Raw genomic sequence first — 18,773 nt, 5'->3', positions numbered from 1 at the left:
ACGACTTATTTCATGTTTCCTAAATAATTTTAAAATAGACATCACAACTTTGCTCTCTCAAAACATCATTGCGGTAATAAGATGAAATTCAGGGATGGGCAATGGCGAGGAAGTTCACACAAACACGAAGCCTGATAGCAGGGGCCGTGTTATCAATACTGGGTATAGATCAGGCTGGGCTGCATCATCTGCATGCCGCCGAACTCAACACCAAAGTGCCTGCAACAGTTGACGGAACCGGCTTTCCGCAGCAATTCAACTTGCCTGCCCAGCCTTTGAACCAATCCATCAGGCAACTGGCCAACCAGACCGGCTTAAGCATCTCGTACGATAGCGAACTCACTAAAAATAAAACCGCACCTGCGGTTAAGGGTTTGCTTTCTCCGCAAGATGCCTTAAAAAAAGTACTGCAAGGCAGTGGCTTGCAACTCAATATCACTGGCGATTCTGCTGTTATTAAACCTGAGCCAGAACCGAGTTCTAAAAGTCTAAAACTTGAAGGCGTTGAAGTCCGGGCAAAACGTTTTTACGAGATTGGTCCTTTACCAGGCCTTGGTCTTACCAAAGAGGAAATCCCAGGCAATGTCCAAAGTATTTCTGCCAAAGAAATTAAAGAAGCACATTCGCTTAGCTTGACTGATCTTATGAACCGAAAACTGCAATCAGTGACGGTAAACGATTACCAAGGCAACCCATTTCAAATGGATGTGCAATACCGTGGCTTCACCGCAGGTCCGCAAATTGGTACGCCCCAAGGGCTAAGTGTGTTCTTGGATGGTGTTCGCATGAATGAGCCATTCGGTGATGTTGTGAACTGGGACATGCTCCCAATGAATGCGCTGGCAAGTGTTGATGTTTTCCCAGGATCTAACCCAATCTTTGGATTGAATACCTTGGGAGGCGCTTTTGCATTAAAGACTAAAGATGGTTTTAATAATGCTGGCGTTGATGCAGATGTACTCACTGGTTCGTTCGGACGTAAACAATTACAAGTCGAAGGTGGCTGGAACAATGGCACTGTGGGTTTGTTTGCTGCAGGTAATTTCTTTCTAGAAGATGGCTGGCGCAAAAACTCACCTAGTAAGGTAAACCAGCTCTTTACAAAAGCCAGCTATCGTGGCGATAAGATAGATCTCAATCTAAGCGCCTTATTAGTCCAAACCGATTTAGTTGGTAACGGACTGGTTCCAAGTGAAATGTACGAGCGTGATAGGAACGGAGTCTTTACTTCCCCAGATACAACTAAAAACCGACTACAACAATTCCAGTTAAGCAGCAGTTATTTTGTAAACGATACTTTCTCTATCACAGGCCAGATTTACCGCAGGAATAGCAAGCGGAATCAAAAAGGGTCAGATGTCATGACAGGCTACGATGAGCAATTGACTGCAAAGCGATTACCCAATCCTGGCGACCCTGCGAATGGTATTCCTGCTGAAGAGTTTACATGTACATTCACCAGCACTACTAGTAGTAATCGGTATGGCCTTCCTGACTATTTTGTAATCCCTGTTAACGTCACCTCGGGGAACGATAGCGATCTCTCTAACTTTCTTGCCGATGTCGATACAAATTTAAATGGAGGAACCGTTGACTTACGTGCTAGCTATTCAAGTTTTCTTAACTCTGCTATCACACAGCAAGGTTTCGTTGACTTCTATCGCCACTATTTCAACGAATCTGCTAATTTTACAGAGAATAATTTTTATAACCGAGACTCTCCGCCGCCGCCTTCCGATAGAGGAGCTATTGATCCTGCTGCTGGAGACTTTTCATACCTTAGTGACTTCAACGCGTTATTTCAAAGTTTTGATAGCCAAGGAAGTGGCATTTTGCTGTCTGATAGTAACTATTTCTATAGTTCAGGTGGGAATTCCGGAACTGAAGTAATTAAGAATTATGTATTTGTACTTGCCGCTACTAACGAAGCGCAGTGTTTGTCGCTACGTCCTCCGACGTCACCTGGGTTTGTAATAAAACAACCTAATGGTATTGATGATACATACATTGATGGTGCAGGGACAGGTCAGCCTGGGTATGTACCGGGCACGCCTACTGCATTACTAACTGATAACCAGATTGATCAAATTGTAGACGGCGCTTCTATTCAATTTAACTGGAACTTAGAGAATCATAAATTTATGGTTGGTGCAGCCATCGATGCAGCAAATGCCGACTATACCAATTCGCAACGACTGGGGTTCTTTGATGCAGATAGAGATGGCTATTTAGACCCTGCACAAGCACATCCGCAATTTGTAGGTGCATTTATTCCTATCGAGAACAATAATTTTAAAGGTACACAGACCACAAAGAGTGTTTATTTCTCTGAAACCTGGAGCCCTGTTGATAGCTGGCACTTCAATGTATCAGCCAGGTATAACGAAACACAAACTCAAAACAAAATTGCTGCACGTCGTGGATTGTTTGCCTATGAAATTGGCGATGTGATTGCAATTCCTAGTGAGCTTGCCGTTTGTCCAAATGGTGATTGCTCTAATGTGCCCCTGAACTTCAGAATTCCGAACTTATATAATCAACTGGATTCTGCAGAGACAGAGAAGTTCAGCTACTACTCATTAAATCCTTCTATCGGTGCGACTTGGCAGGCCAAAGAAAACCTCAATATATATGCCAATGTGGCACAGGGTACCCGAACCCCAAGCGTGATTGAATTAGGTTGTGCACTTGACCATACTCCGACAGGAGTATTTTCAACCGATGGTCAAGGAGGGCTCTACCAAGTGCCTAAAAGCATTCTAGAGAACCGTCAGTGTACCTTGCCTACAACGCTATCCGGCGACCCATATCTGCCTCAAATTAAAGCCACTACCTATGACATCGGGATGCGTGGCACGTTTGGAGAAAATATGCGTTGGAATTTGGGAGCTTTCCAGACGGATTTGAAAGATGACATTTATTTTGTGGCAGTGGGTAATAGTCAGGGGTTCTTTGACACCATAGGAAAAACCCGTCGCCGTGGGGTTGAGGCTGGTCTATCTGGTAAAGAAGGTCGGCTGGGTTTTGGTCTTAACTATAGTTTGACAGACGCGACCTTTCAGGATGACTTTTATATGATAAGTGCAGATAACAGTAGCTCATTTTTCATCCCTGCTTTAGGTAGAGGAGTCATAAAAGTTAAGCCCGGTGATCGTATGCCAGGCACTGCGTTGCATAACCTGAACGCTAACCTGACTTATGACCTCACAGATAAGTGGGTAGTTGGGCTTACTGCGGTGATGCACTCTGATAGCTATGCGCGAGGTAACGAGAATAATGAGCATAAACAGGGCGTGATCATGTACAGAGAACTGGCAACCAGTTTTGGGCAAACCGCACTGGTGCCCCGGCAACAAACGACCAATCCAGGAACATTGCCTGGCTATGCCACCTTAAATTTCCAGACAAGCTACAAGCTCAGTAAGGAGTGGACGGCGACAATGATCGTGAACAATATTTTTGACAAAGAATATTTCAGCGCAGGTCGTTTAGGGCGTAACCCATTTTCACCGAGTATTTTGGGGGCGATTGGTCCTGATGGTTATAACCATAACTCCAGCGATTGGCTAAGCACTAACTTCATCGCACCAGGTGCCCCTCGTGGCGTCTGGTTTAGTTTGAATTGGCATTTTGTGCCGGATTAAAACAGCTCGAACAGTGAGTGGTTTACAAGTTTAGGGATGGTTGCACAGATGAATGCTGAGATAGAAATAGTTACAGGAATTGTGGACCCGCCCAGATTGAACTTTTCCTCAATCGACTTAGAGTTTGCGACAGACTAAACGCATTGGGGTGAAGATTGCACGGGCTATCACAAATGCCCTTTTATTTTAACGCGATAAGGACTAATCATGAAAACTGTTATGAGATTAGCGGTAGTAGGAACGTTAGGTTTCGCTTCGATGCAAACATTTGCATTAGGTTTTGAACCACTACCATCTTCCCCTTCTGGTTCAGCTTATATAAATTGTTACAATACTAATAGGGTGATACCGCCTACTAATGCGGATGAAGTAAAAGGTAATTTTGGATCCTATCCTATCCCAGCTACAAGTGTACCTACTACTACAGCTAACAATACTTGTTTTGTAGCAAAACCAACTTTCGAGTCTACCGCCCCTCTTTCTGGCTATACACTCATAGCAACTCGCAGCACTGTTATTCCAACTTCAATGGGTGCGGGAGGTGATATTGGTACAATTGTTGATCGTGTCTGGCGAAATGCTGCAAACGATACGTGCCTGTTTGGTACGAGAATAACCATGAACTCAAATGATCATGATTTGACCACTCCAAGTACTCAATACTTTGCAGTGAATGACATTGCGCGTGGAGGTTACAGTGGTTCTGGTACTGTAAATATTGCTTACACTATTTTCAGTACATCGAATACTTCAGCGCCTATTTATCGCGTAGGAAGAAGCTTCACCTCAGTGCAACATCGAGCTAAATCATATGACACTCTTGCTAACAAAACACAAAATGGAATTGGTTATCTAGATTTACCAACTATTGGAGGATCTAGCACGCTGAATATCAATGGGGTTCATTTGCCAATTGCATCATGGGTGACGGCCACAGCCACAGCTAGCCAACAAGAGGCACAAATTAATAGCAATTGGGTTGATTTCACAACCGACACCATATACTCGGATGGTAATGGTTCCGGTAGCCCACTTTCGGCCACAACATATATCCAAGCTTCTTGCGATGCTTCTAATCCTAATGATACTAACAGTCCATGGCTAAAAGCTGGAGCAATTCGTTTGCGGCAAACGGGGCAAGAGAACTCTAACTTTAAAGAATTTGTACTTGATGGTTATGCCCCTCCAGGAGCGACTGTCCCTTAATCGACTTTCAATCTTCAGTATGTATTTTTACCTAGAAACCAGCTAAGAGCTTGCTTTTATAGAAGATGGTAACTCCTTTCTTTTAACCTCTGCACTTGTGACTTTTTGCATTAGGTGCAGAGGGATGCGGTAACATCCACGGTGGTCATTTTCATGAAGGCAATCAGATAATCTTGCATTGGAGCCAAAAAGAAACTTTCCCAAAAATGGTATGATCAAATCTCATAATAATAGGTTGGGGTGAATAATGAAGTATTTGCATACCATGGTACGTATTAGCGATGTTGAAGCATCTTTAAAATTTTTCAGGGATGCGTTAGGTCTAGAAGTCACCAAGGAAATGAAAAATGATCAAGGGCGATTTACCTTGATTTATCTGGCTGCACCGGGCAACCCTGAAGCTGAAGTTGAGTTGACCTATAACTGGGACCCTGAGGAATATACCGGCGGTAGGAATTTTGGGCATATCGCTTTTGAGGTTGAAGATATTTACGCAATCTGTGATCGCTTGGCTAAGCATGGCGTGACGATTCTGCGCCCGCCACGCGATGGTTATATGGCGTTTATCAGGTCACCGGATAATATCTCTATTGAATTGCTGCAAGCAGATAAACCTTTGCCACCTGCGGAGCCTTGGGTTTCAATGAAAAACACCGGTTCCTGGTAGGTTTTCAAAAGCATGTCTAACCATGCCCATTTGCTGGAAGCCGTGACGCTGGCACAGGCGGGTGACTGGGATGCTGCGCATCATATTGCGCAGGATTACAGTGACCACGCGGCAAACTGGATACATGCGGTGCTGCATAAGGTCGAGGGCGATGTGTGGAACAGCAAGTACTGGTATGGCAGGACCGGCGGCCGCCAGTATGAGGATTTTGCTGCTGATATTGCGCGGGAGCTGGAAGAGATCAGGCAGTTACTTGCTGCCAGTATTGATTGATTGAGATTTTCACTAACCAGTCTGGGTTTAGTTATCCGCTTCAGTGAGGTGATGGTTGGTGATAAAAATCCCCCATAAGGATTGTATAAACAAACCTAGCACGGTGCCGGTAAAAAACAGCATCACCACTGCAATCACGCTCATAAACACTAAAAAAGCATCCTGATGCCATAGGCTATCAGCACCTATGGATTGCCAGGTTTGTAACACCTGCTGTATTAATCGATTTTCATCCATCTGTTTACCGCCCACATGATCTGGCCATCTCACAATTCATTGTAGATGCCAGATGGTTTTCCACCGCTCGCACTCAGCAGATTCCAATCGAGCCAAATCGGTGCATTTTTACTTTTAATGCACGTGCATACGGCACGATGACTTTTGCAAGCGCATGATTTATATATAAAAAATCACAATATAAAGGTGGCCTGCTTGTTGCTAGTGTATCACTGAGCTAGGGGAGAAGACACCATGATAAAAAAACTTGTGGCCACTGCCACGGTTTCGGCAGAGACGCGGCTGTCTGACAATATTCAATTACTGGGCAATTTGCTGGACCAGGCGATTCAGCAAGTGGAAGGGCAGGCGGCGTTTGACCAGATCGCGGCTATCCGCCAGGCCGCGATCAAATTCCATCAGACACATGACCAGAACGCTTCATTGCAGCTGGAGCAATTGCTGGCGGCACTGACCCCTGCGCAAACCGTGTGTGTGGTGCGCGCCCTGAGTTATTACAAGCACCTGGTCAATCTGGCTGAGGATCTGTATGGCCAGCAACTGGCGAATAGCCACGAACCTGTGCCGGTCGCCGGCATGCTTGCTTATTCACTGAGCCAGTTACGTGAGGAGGGCGTGTCTGCGGCAATCATCCGGCAATTTTTTGACGATGCGCTGGTTTCGCCGGTGTTAACGGCACACCCAACAGAAGTGCAACGCAAAAGCGTGCTGGATATTGAGCGCAGTATCGTCGAGCTGCTGGCGGATCGCGCGCATGTATTTGCAGAGCGGCAACTGGCGCGAAACACCTTGTTACTGCAAGGCGCTGTTTCCGCATTGTGGCAAACGCGCATGCTGCGTTTTTCCAAGCTGACGGTGGTGAATGAAATTGAAAATGCGCTGACTTATTACGACAGCACTTTTCTGCATGTGATCCCGGAATTGTTACAGGACCTGGAGCGTGACTTGCTTGCACTAATGCCCGCTGGCAGCGATTACTGCTTGCCTGCTTTTTTACGCATGGGCAGCTGGATAGGCGGCGACCGCGATGGCAATCCGTTTGTCGACGGCACCACCTTGCGCGAAGCGGTGCGCTTGCAGGCGGTGACAGTATTCCACTTTTACCTGGACGAGCTGGCCGAACTCAAACGCGAATTGGGCGTTTCTACCCGGTTGATAAAAGTTGAAGAGGCGGTGATCGCACTTGCCCAAGCCTCGCGTGATCAATCCGCCCATCGCATGGATGAGCCATACCGTTTGGCCCTGAATGGCGTATATGACCGTTTGCTGGTGACAGCCGAAAACCTGTTAACCGGCTGTGGCTGGGCCATAGACGATGATGTAGATGCTTTACCCTATGACAGTCCTGAAGCGTTATTGCTGCCTTTGCAGGCCATCGCCGACTCCTTGCGCAAGCATCACGGCGAAGCGCTGATTTATCCGCGTCTGGGCAAGCTGATGAAGGCGATTGAGTCTTTTGGCTTTCATCTGTCTACGGTCGATGTACGTCAATCTTCAGATGTACATGAAGCGGTGATCAGCGAGCTACTGCAAAAAGCCGGCTATGAGTTTGATTACACCGAGTTTAACGAAGACGAAAAAATAGGGATATTGCTGGAAGAGTTGAAGCAGCCACGCTTGCTGTTTTCGCCTTTCCAGCAGTATTCCGAACTGGTGCACAAAGAAATTGGCGTGCTGGAAGCTGTGCGTGAGATGCGCGAGCGCTTTGGCGGCCATACTGTGCGCCAATATATTATCTCGCACACCGAAACCCTGTCTGACCTGCTGGAAGTCGCCCTGCTGCAACGCGAAGCCGGTTTGCTACGTGGTGTCTGGGGTTCGGCCAATATCCAGGTCGATTTAAATATCGTGCCGCTGTTTGAAACCATTGCCGACCTGCGCGATGCGCCCATGATCATGGGCAAATGGCTAAGTTTGCTGGGCATACGCCATGTCATCCGTAACCAGAGCAGCGAGCAGGAAGTCATGCTCGGTTATTCCGATAGTAATAAAGATGGCGGTTTCCTGACTTCTAACTGGGAATTATATAAAGCCGAAATCTCACTGGTGGAACTGTTCAAGCAGGCCAAAGTGAAGTTGCGCCTGTTCCATGGCCGTGGCGGCACGGTCGGGCGGGGCGGCGGCCCGAGTTATCAGGCCATCATGGCGCAACCGCAAGGCACGGTAGATGGCCAGATCCGCCTCACCGAACAAGGCGAAATCATCGCCAATAAATATGCTGACCCGGTGGTCGGGCGCCAGCACCTGGAAACGCTGATCGCGGCGACGCTGGATGCGACTTTATTCCCCTCTGATCAGCTGGAACCGGCCAGGCGACGAACTTTTGAAAGCGTGATGGAAACGCTCTCGGCCACTGCCATGACCAGCTACCGCAGCCTGGTGTATGAAACACCGGGCTTTGCCGAATACTTTTTTAACACCACACCGATCGAAGAAATTGCCGGGTTGAACCTAGGCAGCCGTCCCGCCTCGCGTAAATCCACCCGGCGGATTGAGGATTTACGTGCTATCCCCTGGGGATTCTCATGGGGTCAGTGCCGCTTGCTACTGCCGGGCTGGTATGGGCTGGGCAGCGCCATTCATCAATACTTGCATCAACCGGGGAGCGTGAAAGAGACGCGCCTGGCATTGCTCAGGGAAATGCTGGTCGGCTGGCCTATCTTCAAGACACTGATTAACAACGTTGATATGGTGCTAGCCAAAACCGACCTCATCGTTGCCAGGCATTACGCACACTTGTTGCCAGACCGCACGCTGCGCGAAGAGATCTTTAGCCGCATTGAGCAGGAACACCAGCTCACCACGGAAGTTGTCAACCTGCTATTGGGCAGCACACAACGGCTTGCCAGCCAGCCGGTATTGGCTAAATCTATCCGTGAGCGCCTACCTTATCTCGACCCGCTCAATCATCTGCAAGTCGAAATGATTCAACGCTACCGCAATGGCGAGACGGACGAAAAACTCAAATTGGCGATTCCGCTGACGATCAATGGTATTGCAGCCGGATTAAGAAATACTGGTTAAAAGCGTTTTTACTGCGCCCACTCTGCTCGTCATGCGTGCTTGTGCATAGCATGAACTCGAATAGACAATCTGCAAAAAACATGTGAAATTAACCTTTTTTAACATATGTATATTACTCACTCTATATGCTAGGCTGCGAAATAGAGCTGTTGTTTTATTCGACGGAAGATTTAGAGCTGATGACAAATGGTGAAGCCCATTTCCAAAAAGAAACTTTTAAATGATCTCTACATCAATGCCCGCATTCATCAAATGATTGCGTCATATCTTTTCAATGTGGTTGCCAGGGATAAAACAATTGCCGGGAGATCATGCCGTCTGGCTGAAAAGCTACAGTACCGGGCAATCAATTACTATCAGCGCGCTGCGATGCTGGAAAATCTTGATATTGATATGATTAACGACAAGCAGTTGTAAACCAGTTTTTTGTGATTTTAAAACGTGGTTAGCCACATGAAAAAAGGACAAGCCTGGCTTGTCCTTTTTTTGGGAGTGACACATCAGATTAATGATGGTTATCTTTTTCCCAGGTATTGATTTGCTTTTCAGCTTCATCTTTGCTGATGCCATAACGTTCCTGGATTTTACCCACGACCTGGTCGCGTTTACCTTCAATCACGTCAAGGTCATCATTGGTCAGCTTGCCCCATTGCTCCTGTACTTTACCTTTAAGTTGTTTCCAGTTGCCCTCGAAAATATCTTTATTCATGATTAAATCTCCTTAGTTTTAGAATCGTATCTCGGTCATCGACCTGTGAACTATAGTAGCCACAAGCAACTTGTGTAGCAGTCGGACGATTTTGTATTTATGCGTAAGACTTGGCTGACAATCCAATTCTGTCCTTTTTAAAAGCATTACTTGCATACGCCACCAGCTGATCATCACGCGTACGATTTTCTGTTGAATCGGCTGCGGGTTCGCAGCAAATTACGCTTTAAACCTGTTAACATGCGTGCATGAATAAAGCCTCTTTTTCTGCGTTTAAACACGCGCTGGCCCAACGGCTACCTTATGAATTGTGGATAGGCTGGCGCTATACACGCGCCAAACGTAACAATCATTTTATTTCGTTTATTTCACTGACCAGCATGATAGGCATCGCTTTAGGCGTGATGGCCTTGATCGTCGTATTGTCGGTTATGAATGGGTTTCAGGACGAGCTACGTAAACGCATTCTCGGGGTGGCGTCGCATATCGAAGTGCGCAGTTTTGATGCCGGGCTGTCTGACTGGCAACATGTGCAGCGCCAGATCCAGTCTTTGCCGCCCAAAACATTTTCCAGCTCGGTGCAGGGCATGGCGCCCTATGTGATGGCGCAAGGCATGTTGACGCGAGACCAGGCCGTGCAGGGCGTGCTGATACGCGGTGTGCTACCGACTGCCGAAGGCGCGGTATCTGATTTATCCACGCAAATGAAGATCGGCAAATTGCAGGATTTGCAGGCCGGAAAGTTCAATATCGTACTCGGTGGCGACCTGGCGCAGGCGCTGGGTGTGCGCATAGGCGAGAAAGTGGTGCTGATGGCGCCACAAGGGCAGGTAACGCCTGCCGGGCTGGTGCCGCGTATCAAGCAATTCACCGTGACTGGTATTTTTCAGGTCGGCATGTATGAATATGATGCCGGGCTGGCGCTGATCCACCTGGATGATGCTGCCAAGCTCTATCGCATGGGTGACCAGGTATCTGGCCTGCGCTTGAAACTGGCCGATCTGTTTGCCGCAGACCGGGTCAGCCGCGAATTGATGCAGGCACTGGGGCCTAATTATTACATTACCGACTGGACGCAGCAGCATGCCAACTTCTTTAAGGCGATCCAGCTGGAAAAACGCGTGATGTTTATTATCCTGGCGCTGATCGTGGCGGTGGCTGCGTTTAATATTGTTTCTACGCTGGTGATGGCGGTGACGGACAAGCGCGCCGACATTGCCATCTTGCGCACCATGGGGGCGACGCCGCAAGCGATCAGGCGGATGTTTGTGGTGCAGGGCGCCATGATAGGCGTGATCGGCACCATCTCTGGTGCACTGCTGGGGGTGATATTGGCGCTGAATATTGAAACCGTGGTGCCCTGGATAGAACGTACGTTCAATGTGCAGTTTTTATCAAAAGACGTGTACTACATCAGCGATTTGCCTTCCAAACTGATGTGGTCGGATGTGACGACCATTATCGGTTTATCCATTTTCCTGAGCCTGGTGGCGACGCTGTATCCAAGCGGACGTGCTTCTAAAATGAATCCGGCGGAGGCCTTGCGCTATGAGTAATATGATTTTGCAGTGCCAGGGCCTGGCTAAAACCTATCACGGCCTGGATACTTCTGTGTTGACCGGCGTGGATCTGACTCTGGCAGCAGGTGAACATGTTGCAATTGTCGGTGCGTCTGGCAGCGGCAAAAGTACGTTGCTGCATTTGTTAGGCGGGCTGGATGCGCCTACCCAGGGCGAGGTGCAATGGTTAGGCAAACCGCTGACAACGCTTTCCGAAGTTGAAAAAAGTGCCATGCGCAACCAGTATCTGGGTTTTGTCTACCAGTTTCATCACTTGTTGCCAGAGTTCAGCGCGCTGGAAAATGTGGCCATGCCTTTATTTATCCGCCGCATTCCACGCGCACAAGCGCTGGCGCAAGCAGAATATTATCTGACGCTGGTGGGGCTGGCTCATCGTCTTGAGCATACGCCGGGCGAGTTGTCCGGTGGTGAGCGACAACGTGCTGCGCTGGCACGCGCGCTGGTGACAGAGCCACGTTGTGTACTGGCAGATGAGCCTACCGGTAACCTGGACAGGCAAACAGCAGAGCAGGTGTTTGAGCTGCTACTGCAGATCCAGGTTGAGCGGGGCACTGCACTGGTGGTAGTGACACATGACTTATCACTGGCAGCGCGTATGCACAAGCAATACCGGCTGCAAGACGGCACATTGCAAGCCATTGGGCCGCTTAATGAACAGGCAGTTACCCCGGTGTAAATAATCCATGCTGCCGGGCGCCACAGTCGGGTTGTTGTTTGGTGTATGGCTGTTTCAGCAACAACCCCGTCTTTGGTCGCTGGGAGTCTGGTTATGCTGGTTGCTGGTGCTAGCGCTGAGTGGGTTGTTTGCCCATCGCAGTGCGTCTGCAGGTGCCCGTTTTCATTCTTATCCCTCTCTCTTCCGTAAACTGTTTGTTATTCTACTTATAGCGGCACTCGGCTTTGCCTGGGCGCAACTGCGCGCCTGGCATCGCTTGCAGGCACAATTGCCAGCAGCCTGTGAGCAGCAGGTGATTGCGTTACAGGGCGTGATTGTCGGCGTGCCTGAGCGCGATGCGCGTGGGCAGCATGTAGATGTCGCGATTGAGCGCAGTTTCAATACAGATTGCCCGCTACCAAAGCGTGTCAGGTTGCATCTTTATCAGCAATCGTATCGCGGCGGCGCGGCGACAGCATCGGCTGCCTTGCCGCAGTTACAAGCAGGCGAGCGCTGGCAATGGCGTGTCAGGCTCAAACGTCCGCACGCCACCAGAAACCCGCACGGGTTTGATTACGCAGGCTGGAGCCTGGCTAACCAGATAGGCGCTGGCGGTTCCATTGTTAGCAAAGCGCCTATGCGCAGATTGCAAACACTGGTCTGGCAGCCAGCCGCTTTGATCGCATATTGGCGCGCGGGCGTGGGTGAACGCATAGAAAAAGTATTGGGCAGCACACCGCAAAGTGCTGTGCTGCGGGCGCTGGTGATCGGTGACGACAGTCAGATCGCCAGGGCTGACTGGCAATTGTTTGTGGATACCGGTGTAAACCATTTAGTGTCGATTTCTGGTTTGCATATCACCATGCTGGCTTCTCTGGGTTATGTGTTCGTCGGCTGGCTGTGGCGGTTGCGCCCGGGCTGGGCTTTGTATATCCCTTCCCGCGTGGCGGCCGGCAGCGGCGGCGCACTGGTGGCCATTGCCTACGCGACGTTGGCCGGGTTTTCTATCCCCACCCAGCGTACGCTATTCATGTTGCTGACCATGATGGCGATGCTGGGTTTAAAACATCGCGTGCCTTTTTCCTGGGTATTAAGTGCAGCGGTCTGGGTGGTGCTGATGCTGGACCCCTGGGCAGTGATGGCGCCAGGGTTTTGGCTATCATTTGGCGCAGTGGCTGTTCTGGCTTTTGCGCTGGGCGGCCGTTTACGGCCTGCACGCTGGTGGCACAATGCCCTGCAGACGCAATGGGTGATCACGCTGGCATTTGTGCCGGTGCTGATCTTGCTATTTAATCAGTTGTCAGTGATTTCACCTCTGGCGAATGGCCTTGCCATCCCTGTCGTCAGCCTGGCGGTAGTGCCACTGGCGATCGCCGGGGCGATTCTGCCACTGGATTTCCTGTTACACCTGGCCGCCACCCTGTGGGCATGGTGCGCGCATGGCTTGTACTGGTTGCGCCAGTGGCCGGGCGCGGTCTGGTATTTACCTACACCTCCACTCTGGGCGTGGTGCCTGGCAATGGTAGGCATGCTGGTCTGGCTGCTGCCACGCGGCTGGCCATTACGCTGGGCGGGGTTGGTGTTATGGCTGCCCTTGTTCCTGCCTGCGCAAGCAGGGATGCAGCCCGGTCAGATGCGGGTGACAATACTGGATGTCGGGCAAGGGCTGAGTGTGCTGGTGCAGACCGCGCGGCACAGTATGCTTTACGACGCCGGGCCAGCTTATAACGAGCAGAGCGATGCCGGGCAGCGCATCGTGTTGCCCTATTTACGCCACCTAGGCGTGCGTCAGTTGGATACTGCGGTGATCTCGCATGATGATAACGACCATTCCGGTGGCATGGCTTCAGTGCTGGCGGGTGTTCCCGCAGTCAAACTACTGAGTTCGCTCACACCGGAGGCGGATTTTTTTAGGCAGATGCAAGCGCTGCCGTACGCGCCCGCTTTGCCACATCAATCGTGTTATCAGGGGCAGCAATGGCAATGGGATGGCGTAACTTTCCGCGTGCTTTCTCCGTCGCAAGATGCCACTGCGGATGTAAAAGATAATGACAAAAGCTGCGTGATCAAAGTGACATCTGCTCACGGCAGCCTGCTGTTGACCGGGGATATCGAAAAGGAGGCTGAGCGCTGGTTAGTGGCAGCCACTCCTGACCAGTTAGCCGCTACCGTCATCACCATGCCGCATCATGGCAGTAAAACTTCTTCTACACTGGGTTTTATCAACGCGACGCAGCCCGCCATTGCGATTGCCACAGCGGGATACCTGAACCGCTTTGGTCACCCCAAGGCCGAGGTGACCGCCCGCTATGAGGCGCAGGGCACGCAAGTGCTGCGTTCCGACCGGGATGGTGCAGTCCTGATTGATTTCCTGTCTGGTCGACAGCCTGTCGTGCGACGCTGGCGTCAGGTCGAACCACGCTATTGGGAATAGCCACCGTTGGCAATTGTAACGGTGGCGATACCGGACAAAACTTGCCCTCAGGGCTGGTTAACGCTAAAGTAGCGGAAGTTTAAAAACAACTGGAGTGTTTGCTGTGTGGGAAATCATTTTAGCGGCCGGATGGCCAATCTGGCCTCTGGTTATTGCTTCAGTCATTGCACTGGCGATTATTGTGGAGCGTTCCTGGGCCTTGCGCGCATCGGTCGTCACTCCTGAACAATTACTGCCTGAAGTACAGAACTGGCTCAAACAAGGTGGCGTCACCCGCGAAACCTTGAGCCGCCTGGAAGCACACTCCCTGTTAGGTAAAGTATTCGCCAGCGCACTTGCCAATATCGGTAATTCGCGTGAGATCACCAAAGAAGCCATTGAAGAGACCGGCCGTGCAGTCGCCCATAAGCTGGAGCAATACCTGCCGACACTGGGTACTATCGCCACGGTCGCCCCATTGCTGGGTTTGCTGGGTACGGTGATCGGGATGGTGGAATTGTTTGGTTCGTTTACCAATAGCGGCCACGATGTCGCCCAGTTTGCCCGTGGTATCTCAGTTGCCCTTTACAACACGGCTGCGGGTATTGTGGTAGCGGTGCCGGCCATGATTGCCTATCGTTATTTCCGCAGTAAAGTGGATGGTTTCCTGGTCGATATGGAGCAGCAAGCCATTAAACTGGTTGAGATTATTCACGGCGATCGCAACTAAAGATTTAGAGCAGATTTAGGGCAAACTATGAATTTCAAGCGTGGTGTTCGCGACGAAGAACTGGAAATCAACTTTATTCCACTGATCGATGTGTTGCTGGTGATTATTATTTTCCTGATCGTCAGTGCCACTTTTTCACGTACCAGCGAACTGCAGATCAATCTACCGACAGCGGACGCCAGTTCGCCACAGGAAAAACCATTGACGATTACTGTGGAGGTGGACGCCAATGGCCGTTACCTGGTGAATGGCAAAGAAGCCAATGGCGCAGTGGTGTCCGAATTATCCACTGCGTTAACGCAGGCCGGTGCCAAGGGCCCGGCAGGTAAGGAGCCGACGATTATCATCAATGCAGATGCCAAGGCTACGCATCAGTCTGTGATCAATATTATGGAAGCATCGCGTCTGGCGAATTACACCCATATCACTTTTGCGACCCAGGTGAATTCAAACTAGGTGCACTCAAGTCATCGTATCACCTGTATTTTGTTTCAACTGTCTGTTCACAGGCCCGTCAATTTGGCGGGCTATTTGTTTAGGAAACTTGCAGTAAGTGTGAGCGCGGGATACGTAGCAGGCCGCGCACAGATCGAGCAGCGACTTTATAGACGCAGTAAAGCAGTAGCCCTCGCTGATATCACACTGGCTTTTTTTTTTCTTAATTGTTTTCCCGAGAAGTGGCATGGCCCGCAAACAGAAATCTGAACAACATAAAATCGTCAATCCCGGCAAGCTGTATCGGCGGTTGATCGCCTACGCCTGGGAATACAAGATGCATTTCCTGGTGTCCATGATCGCCACTGCCATTCTGTCCTCCAGCAACACGGCTTTCCTGGCACTGATCAAGAAGATCACTGATGAAGGCTTTGTGAAGGAGTCTGCGCAGGATATGTTGATGTTGCCTTTCCTGCTGTTCGCGTTAATGACCGTACGTGCGCTGGCTGGCTTCTTTTCTTCCTATAGTTTGCGTATCGTTGCCCGCCGGGTGGTGGAGAAATTACGTAACCAGGTATTCTCCAAACTGTTGATGTTGCCGGTCAGTTTCTTTGATGCCAACTCTAACGGCTTACTGGTTTCAAAACTCACTTACGACATCGAGCGTCTCTCCAATGTGGTGACCCGCTCCGCCCTAAATGTGTTGCGCGATGTGCTGACCGTGATCGGGCTAGTGGCATATATGATTTACCTGGACTGGAAACTGACGCTGGTATTTGCTGCAGTGGCACCTATCATGGGGATGTACCTGGCGCGTTCTACGCCCAAGTTGCGCGCCAATGCCAAAAAAGTGCAAGAGGCGGTGGGCGAGATCACCAAAACGGCTGAGGAAGCGATTTCAGCACAACGCATCGTCAAGATTTTTGGCGCGCAGGCGTTTGAGAATGAGCGTTTTGCCAATGTGGTCGCCAAAAACCGCACGCTGGAATTACGCACGGCCAGAATCTCCGGCCTGAATAGTTTTGTGATTGAAATCCTCTCTGCGCTGGCGCTGGGGCTGGTGGTCTACTATGCCCTGGGCCAATTCACGGTGGGCGAGTTTGCGGCGTTTATTGGCGCCTTGCTGATGCTGATCGCGCCGATTAAACATATCACGGCCGCCAACGAAGATGTGCAAGTCGGGCTGGCCGCGGCACAAAGCGTGTTTGAACTGATGGACCTGGACAATGAACTTGAGAGCGGCACTTATCGCCTGGCGCATGCGCGCGGAGAATTACGTTTTAAAGACGTGACCGTGCGTTATCCGCAAGCCAAGAAGAGTGCACTAAGCGGGCTGAGTTTTGAGGTCAAAGCTGGTGAGAAGGTGGCGCTGGTCGGCCGTTCGGGTAGTGGAAAAACCACTTTGGTGAATTTGTTGCCGCGCTTTTATGAAGTGCAGGAAGGTGCGGTGTTCCTGGATGGTGTTGATGTCCGTGATTATCAGCTGGATAGCCTGCGCGCGCAGTTCTCACTGGTAAGCCAGGATATCGTATTATTCAACGACACGCTGTTCAACAATATTGCCTATGGTGCCTTGCGCAATGCCAGCGAAGAAGAAGTGATTGCCGCCGCCAAAGCTGCCAATGCGTGGGAATTTATCCAGCATATGCCATTAGGATTGCAAAGTGAGATCGGTGACCGCGGCGTGCGTTTGTCCGGCGGGCAGCGGCAACGCATTGCGATTGCACGCGCCATCCTGAAAAACGCGCCTATATTATTGCTGGATGAGGCGACTTCTGCACTGGATAGCGAATCCGAATTACATGTGCAAAACGCACTGGATGGCCTGATGCAGAACCGCACTACAATCGTGATCGCGCACCGTCTGAGTACGGTTGAGAATGCAGACCGCATTCTGGTGATGGATCATGGCAACATCATTGAGGCGGGTTCGCACAAAGAGTTGCTGGCGCTCAATGGCTATTACAACAAGCTGTATCACAAAGAGTTTCAAGACGACTGATGTTGCGCCTATGGTTTGAACGGCAATGGCAATATAAAGGGTGGGCGCAATGCCTGCTTTTGCCATTTGCGTGGCTGTTTGCAGGCCTGGCGGCGTTACGTCGCACGCTCTATCGCTGTGGTTTCTTCTCCAGCACCAAGTTACCGGTGCCGGTGATTGTGGTGGGGAATATTTCTGTCGGTGGGGTGGGCAAAACCCCACTGGTGATTTATCTGGCCCAGGCACTGCGCGCGGCAGGCTACACGCCCGGTATTTTAAGTCGCGGCTATGGTGGCCAGCAGACTGGTGCAGTCACCGCCACCAGTGATCCTGCGCTATATGGTGACGAGCCGGTGCTCATCGCGCAGCGCAGCGCTAGCCCGGTATGGGTGCATCCATTGCGCGCAGAGAGTGGTCGGGCTTTGCTGCAGATACATCCTCAAACCAATGTATTGATTTGCGATGATGGTTTGCAGCATGCTGCTTTGCAGCGCGATATTGAGATTGCCGTTGTGCAACGACCGCATGGCCTGGGTAATGGCCGTTTGCTACCTGCCGGGCCATTGCGTGAGCCTTTGCGCCGCTTGCAAACGGTAGACCTGGTCGTTGAAAGCGGACAGTTGCCTGAGATAAACAATGCTCTGCCAAGCTTTCAGCAATCTTTGCAGCTGGGGGAGTGGACATCAGTGTCTGATTTTTCTACCCGCACGACAATTGAAGTGTTACAAGAGCAGCCTTTAGTGGCTATCGCCGGCATCGGCCATCCGCACAGGTTCTTTCAGGCTGTGCAAGCCATGGGGCTGGCCTGTGAAACGAAAGTGTTTGCCGATCATCATGCCTACACGCCAACAGACTTTAGCGGTTTAACTGGTAAAACCATTCTGATGACAGAGAAAGATGCCGTAAAATGCAGGCATCTAAAGTTAACTGATGCCTGGTTTTTACCGGTGACTGCTGAACTGACACCCATCGGGCATCTGCAACCATTCACAGGCTGCGTGATCAGCCTGTTAAAACAACGCGAAGGAAAAGTGAAATGAATCCCAAGTTGCTGGAAATCCTGGTCTGTCCGGTCACCAAAGGGCCGCTGGTGTATGACAAACAGAAACAGGAACTGATTTCAAAATCTGCCCGCCTGGCTTACCCGGTGCGCGATGGCATTCCTGTCATGCTTGAAGACGAAGCCCGCCGTCTGGAAGAGCACGAGTATACCGAGTAA

At 50.3% G+C, this 18,773-nt stretch carries 16 protein-coding genes; 14 read left to right on the top strand and 2 right to left on the bottom strand.

What is annotated here, in order from left to right; genetic code table 11:
* The first annotated feature begins 101 nt into the window (after positions 1-101).
* From ACTS9Y_RS02110 to ACTS9Y_RS02095, 4 genes are all read left to right on the top strand, one after another.
* The gene (locus tag ACTS9Y_RS02110) at positions 102-3,644 is read left to right on the top strand and encodes a TonB-dependent receptor domain-containing protein (RefSeq protein ID WP_442584361.1); all 3,543 of its coding nucleotides are present in this window, start codon (positions 102-104) and stop codon (positions 3,642-3,644) included.
* Positions 3,645-3,851: 207 nt separating this feature from the next.
* Complete coding sequence (locus ACTS9Y_RS02105) at positions 3,852-4,850, top strand: hypothetical protein (protein WP_442584360.1); 999 nt, start codon at positions 3,852-3,854, stop codon at positions 4,848-4,850.
* A 247-nt stretch (positions 4,851-5,097) separates the two neighbouring features.
* Positions 5,098-5,517, top strand: a complete 420-nt coding sequence (locus ACTS9Y_RS02100; RefSeq protein ID WP_442584359.1) for a VOC family protein — start codon at positions 5,098-5,100, stop codon at positions 5,515-5,517.
* A gap of 12 nt (positions 5,518-5,529) precedes the next feature.
* Positions 5,530-5,790, top strand: a complete 261-nt coding sequence (locus ACTS9Y_RS02095; protein WP_442584358.1) for a hypothetical protein — start codon at positions 5,530-5,532, stop codon at positions 5,788-5,790.
* Between the two features lie 27 nt (positions 5,791-5,817).
* Here the strand turns inward: ACTS9Y_RS02095 and ACTS9Y_RS02090 are convergent, their stop codons facing one another.
* Positions 5,818-6,060 (bottom strand): hypothetical protein, encoded by a 243-nt coding sequence (locus ACTS9Y_RS02090; RefSeq protein WP_442584357.1) that lies wholly within the window; start codon positions 6,058-6,060, stop codon positions 5,818-5,820.
* Positions 6,061-6,261: 201 nt separating this feature from the next.
* On the opposite strand from ACTS9Y_RS02090, the gene ppc reads away from it, so the two are divergent.
* Both ppc and ACTS9Y_RS02080 read left to right on the top strand, forming a co-directional pair.
* Positions 6,262-9,051 carry a phosphoenolpyruvate carboxylase gene (gene ppc, locus ACTS9Y_RS02085; RefSeq protein WP_442584356.1) on the top strand — a complete coding sequence of 930 codons (2,790 nt, stop codon included), beginning with the start codon at positions 6,262-6,264 and terminating at the stop codon, positions 9,049-9,051.
* 186 nt (positions 9,052-9,237) lie between these two features.
* A complete protein-coding gene (locus ACTS9Y_RS02080; RefSeq protein WP_442584355.1) occupies positions 9,238-9,468 on the top strand; it encodes a hypothetical protein in 231 nt (76 codons plus the stop codon).
* Positions 9,469-9,556: 88 nt separating this feature from the next.
* Here the strand turns inward: ACTS9Y_RS02080 and ACTS9Y_RS02075 are convergent, their stop codons facing one another.
* Complete coding sequence (locus ACTS9Y_RS02075) at positions 9,557-9,760, bottom strand: CsbD family protein (RefSeq protein ID WP_379031573.1); 204 nt, start codon at positions 9,758-9,760, stop codon at positions 9,557-9,559.
* 248 nt (positions 9,761-10,008) lie between these two features.
* Between ACTS9Y_RS02075 and ACTS9Y_RS02070 the strand changes: the two genes are divergently transcribed.
* The 8 genes from ACTS9Y_RS02070 (at position 10,009) to ACTS9Y_RS02035 (ending at position 18,773) form a co-directional block, all read left to right on the top strand.
* Complete coding sequence (locus ACTS9Y_RS02070; RefSeq protein WP_442584354.1) at positions 10,009-11,316, top strand: lipoprotein-releasing ABC transporter permease subunit; 1,308 nt, start codon at positions 10,009-10,011, stop codon at positions 11,314-11,316.
* Entirely contained in the window at positions 11,309-12,016 is a 708-nt protein-coding gene (locus tag ACTS9Y_RS02065; RefSeq protein ID WP_442584353.1) for an ABC transporter ATP-binding protein, read from the top strand. The genes ACTS9Y_RS02070 and ACTS9Y_RS02065 overlap by 8 nt, the downstream gene beginning before the upstream one ends.
* A 7-nt stretch (positions 12,017-12,023) precedes the next feature.
* Positions 12,024-14,429 (top strand): DNA internalization-related competence protein ComEC/Rec2, encoded by a 2,406-nt coding sequence (locus ACTS9Y_RS02060; RefSeq protein WP_442584352.1) that lies wholly within the window; start codon positions 12,024-12,026, stop codon positions 14,427-14,429.
* Between the two features lie 103 nt (positions 14,430-14,532).
* Entirely contained in the window at positions 14,533-15,138 is a 606-nt protein-coding gene (locus tag ACTS9Y_RS02055; RefSeq protein WP_442584351.1) for a MotA/TolQ/ExbB proton channel family protein, read from the top strand.
* A 27-nt stretch (positions 15,139-15,165) separates the two neighbouring features.
* A complete protein-coding gene (locus tag ACTS9Y_RS02050) occupies positions 15,166-15,594 on the top strand; it encodes an ExbD/TolR family protein (RefSeq protein ID WP_442584350.1) in 429 nt (142 codons plus the stop codon).
* Between the two features lie 226 nt (positions 15,595-15,820).
* Positions 15,821-17,575: a lipid A export permease/ATP-binding protein MsbA gene (gene msbA, locus ACTS9Y_RS02045; RefSeq protein ID WP_442584349.1), complete on the top strand. Its 1,755-nt coding sequence runs from the start codon at positions 15,821-15,823 to the stop codon at positions 17,573-17,575.
* Positions 17,575-18,594: a tetraacyldisaccharide 4'-kinase gene (gene lpxK / locus ACTS9Y_RS02040; protein WP_442584348.1), complete on the top strand. Its 1,020-nt coding sequence runs from the start codon at positions 17,575-17,577 to the stop codon at positions 18,592-18,594. The genes msbA and lpxK overlap by 1 nt, the downstream gene beginning before the upstream one ends.
* Positions 18,591-18,773, top strand: a complete 183-nt coding sequence (locus ACTS9Y_RS02035; RefSeq protein WP_379031554.1) for a Trm112 family protein — start codon at positions 18,591-18,593, stop codon at positions 18,771-18,773. Before lpxK ends, ACTS9Y_RS02035 begins: the two co-directional genes overlap by 4 nt.

The sequence above is a fragment of the Methylophilus sp. genome (genome assembly GCF_052173275.1).
Classification (GTDB): Bacteria; Pseudomonadota; Gammaproteobacteria; order Burkholderiales; family Methylophilaceae; genus Methylophilus.
This window is presented reverse-complemented; position numbering and strand designations above follow the sequence as displayed.

Coding starts and splice junctions, on each gene's coding strand:
- ACTS9Y_RS02110 (WP_442584361.1), top strand. CDS start 102: ATGGCGAGGAAGTTCACACAAACACGAAGCCTGATAGCAGGGGCCGTG.
- ACTS9Y_RS02105 (WP_442584360.1), top strand. CDS start 3,852: ATGAAAACTGTTATGAGATTAGCGGTAGTAGGAACGTTAGGTTTCGCT.
- ACTS9Y_RS02100 (WP_442584359.1), top strand. CDS start 5,098: ATGAAGTATTTGCATACCATGGTACGTATTAGCGATGTTGAAGCATCT.
- ACTS9Y_RS02095 (WP_442584358.1), top strand. CDS start 5,530: ATGTCTAACCATGCCCATTTGCTGGAAGCCGTGACGCTGGCACAGGCG.
- ppc (WP_442584356.1), top strand. CDS start 6,262: ATGATAAAAAAACTTGTGGCCACTGCCACGGTTTCGGCAGAGACGCGG.
- ACTS9Y_RS02080 (WP_442584355.1), top strand. CDS start 9,238: ATGGTGAAGCCCATTTCCAAAAAGAAACTTTTAAATGATCTCTACATC.
- ACTS9Y_RS02075 (WP_379031573.1), bottom strand. CDS start 9,760: ATGAATAAAGATATTTTCGAGGGCAACTGGAAACAACTTAAAGGTAAA.
- ACTS9Y_RS02070 (WP_442584354.1), top strand. CDS start 10,009: ATGAATAAAGCCTCTTTTTCTGCGTTTAAACACGCGCTGGCCCAACGG.
- ACTS9Y_RS02065 (WP_442584353.1), top strand. CDS start 11,309: ATGAGTAATATGATTTTGCAGTGCCAGGGCCTGGCTAAAACCTATCAC.
- ACTS9Y_RS02060 (WP_442584352.1), top strand. CDS start 12,024: ATGCTGCCGGGCGCCACAGTCGGGTTGTTGTTTGGTGTATGGCTGTTT.
- ACTS9Y_RS02050 (WP_442584350.1), top strand. CDS start 15,166: ATGAATTTCAAGCGTGGTGTTCGCGACGAAGAACTGGAAATCAACTTT.
- msbA (WP_442584349.1), top strand. CDS start 15,821: ATGGCCCGCAAACAGAAATCTGAACAACATAAAATCGTCAATCCCGGC.
- lpxK (WP_442584348.1), top strand. CDS start 17,575: ATGTTGCGCCTATGGTTTGAACGGCAATGGCAATATAAAGGGTGGGCG.
- ACTS9Y_RS02035 (WP_379031554.1), top strand. CDS start 18,591: ATGAATCCCAAGTTGCTGGAAATCCTGGTCTGTCCGGTCACCAAAGGG.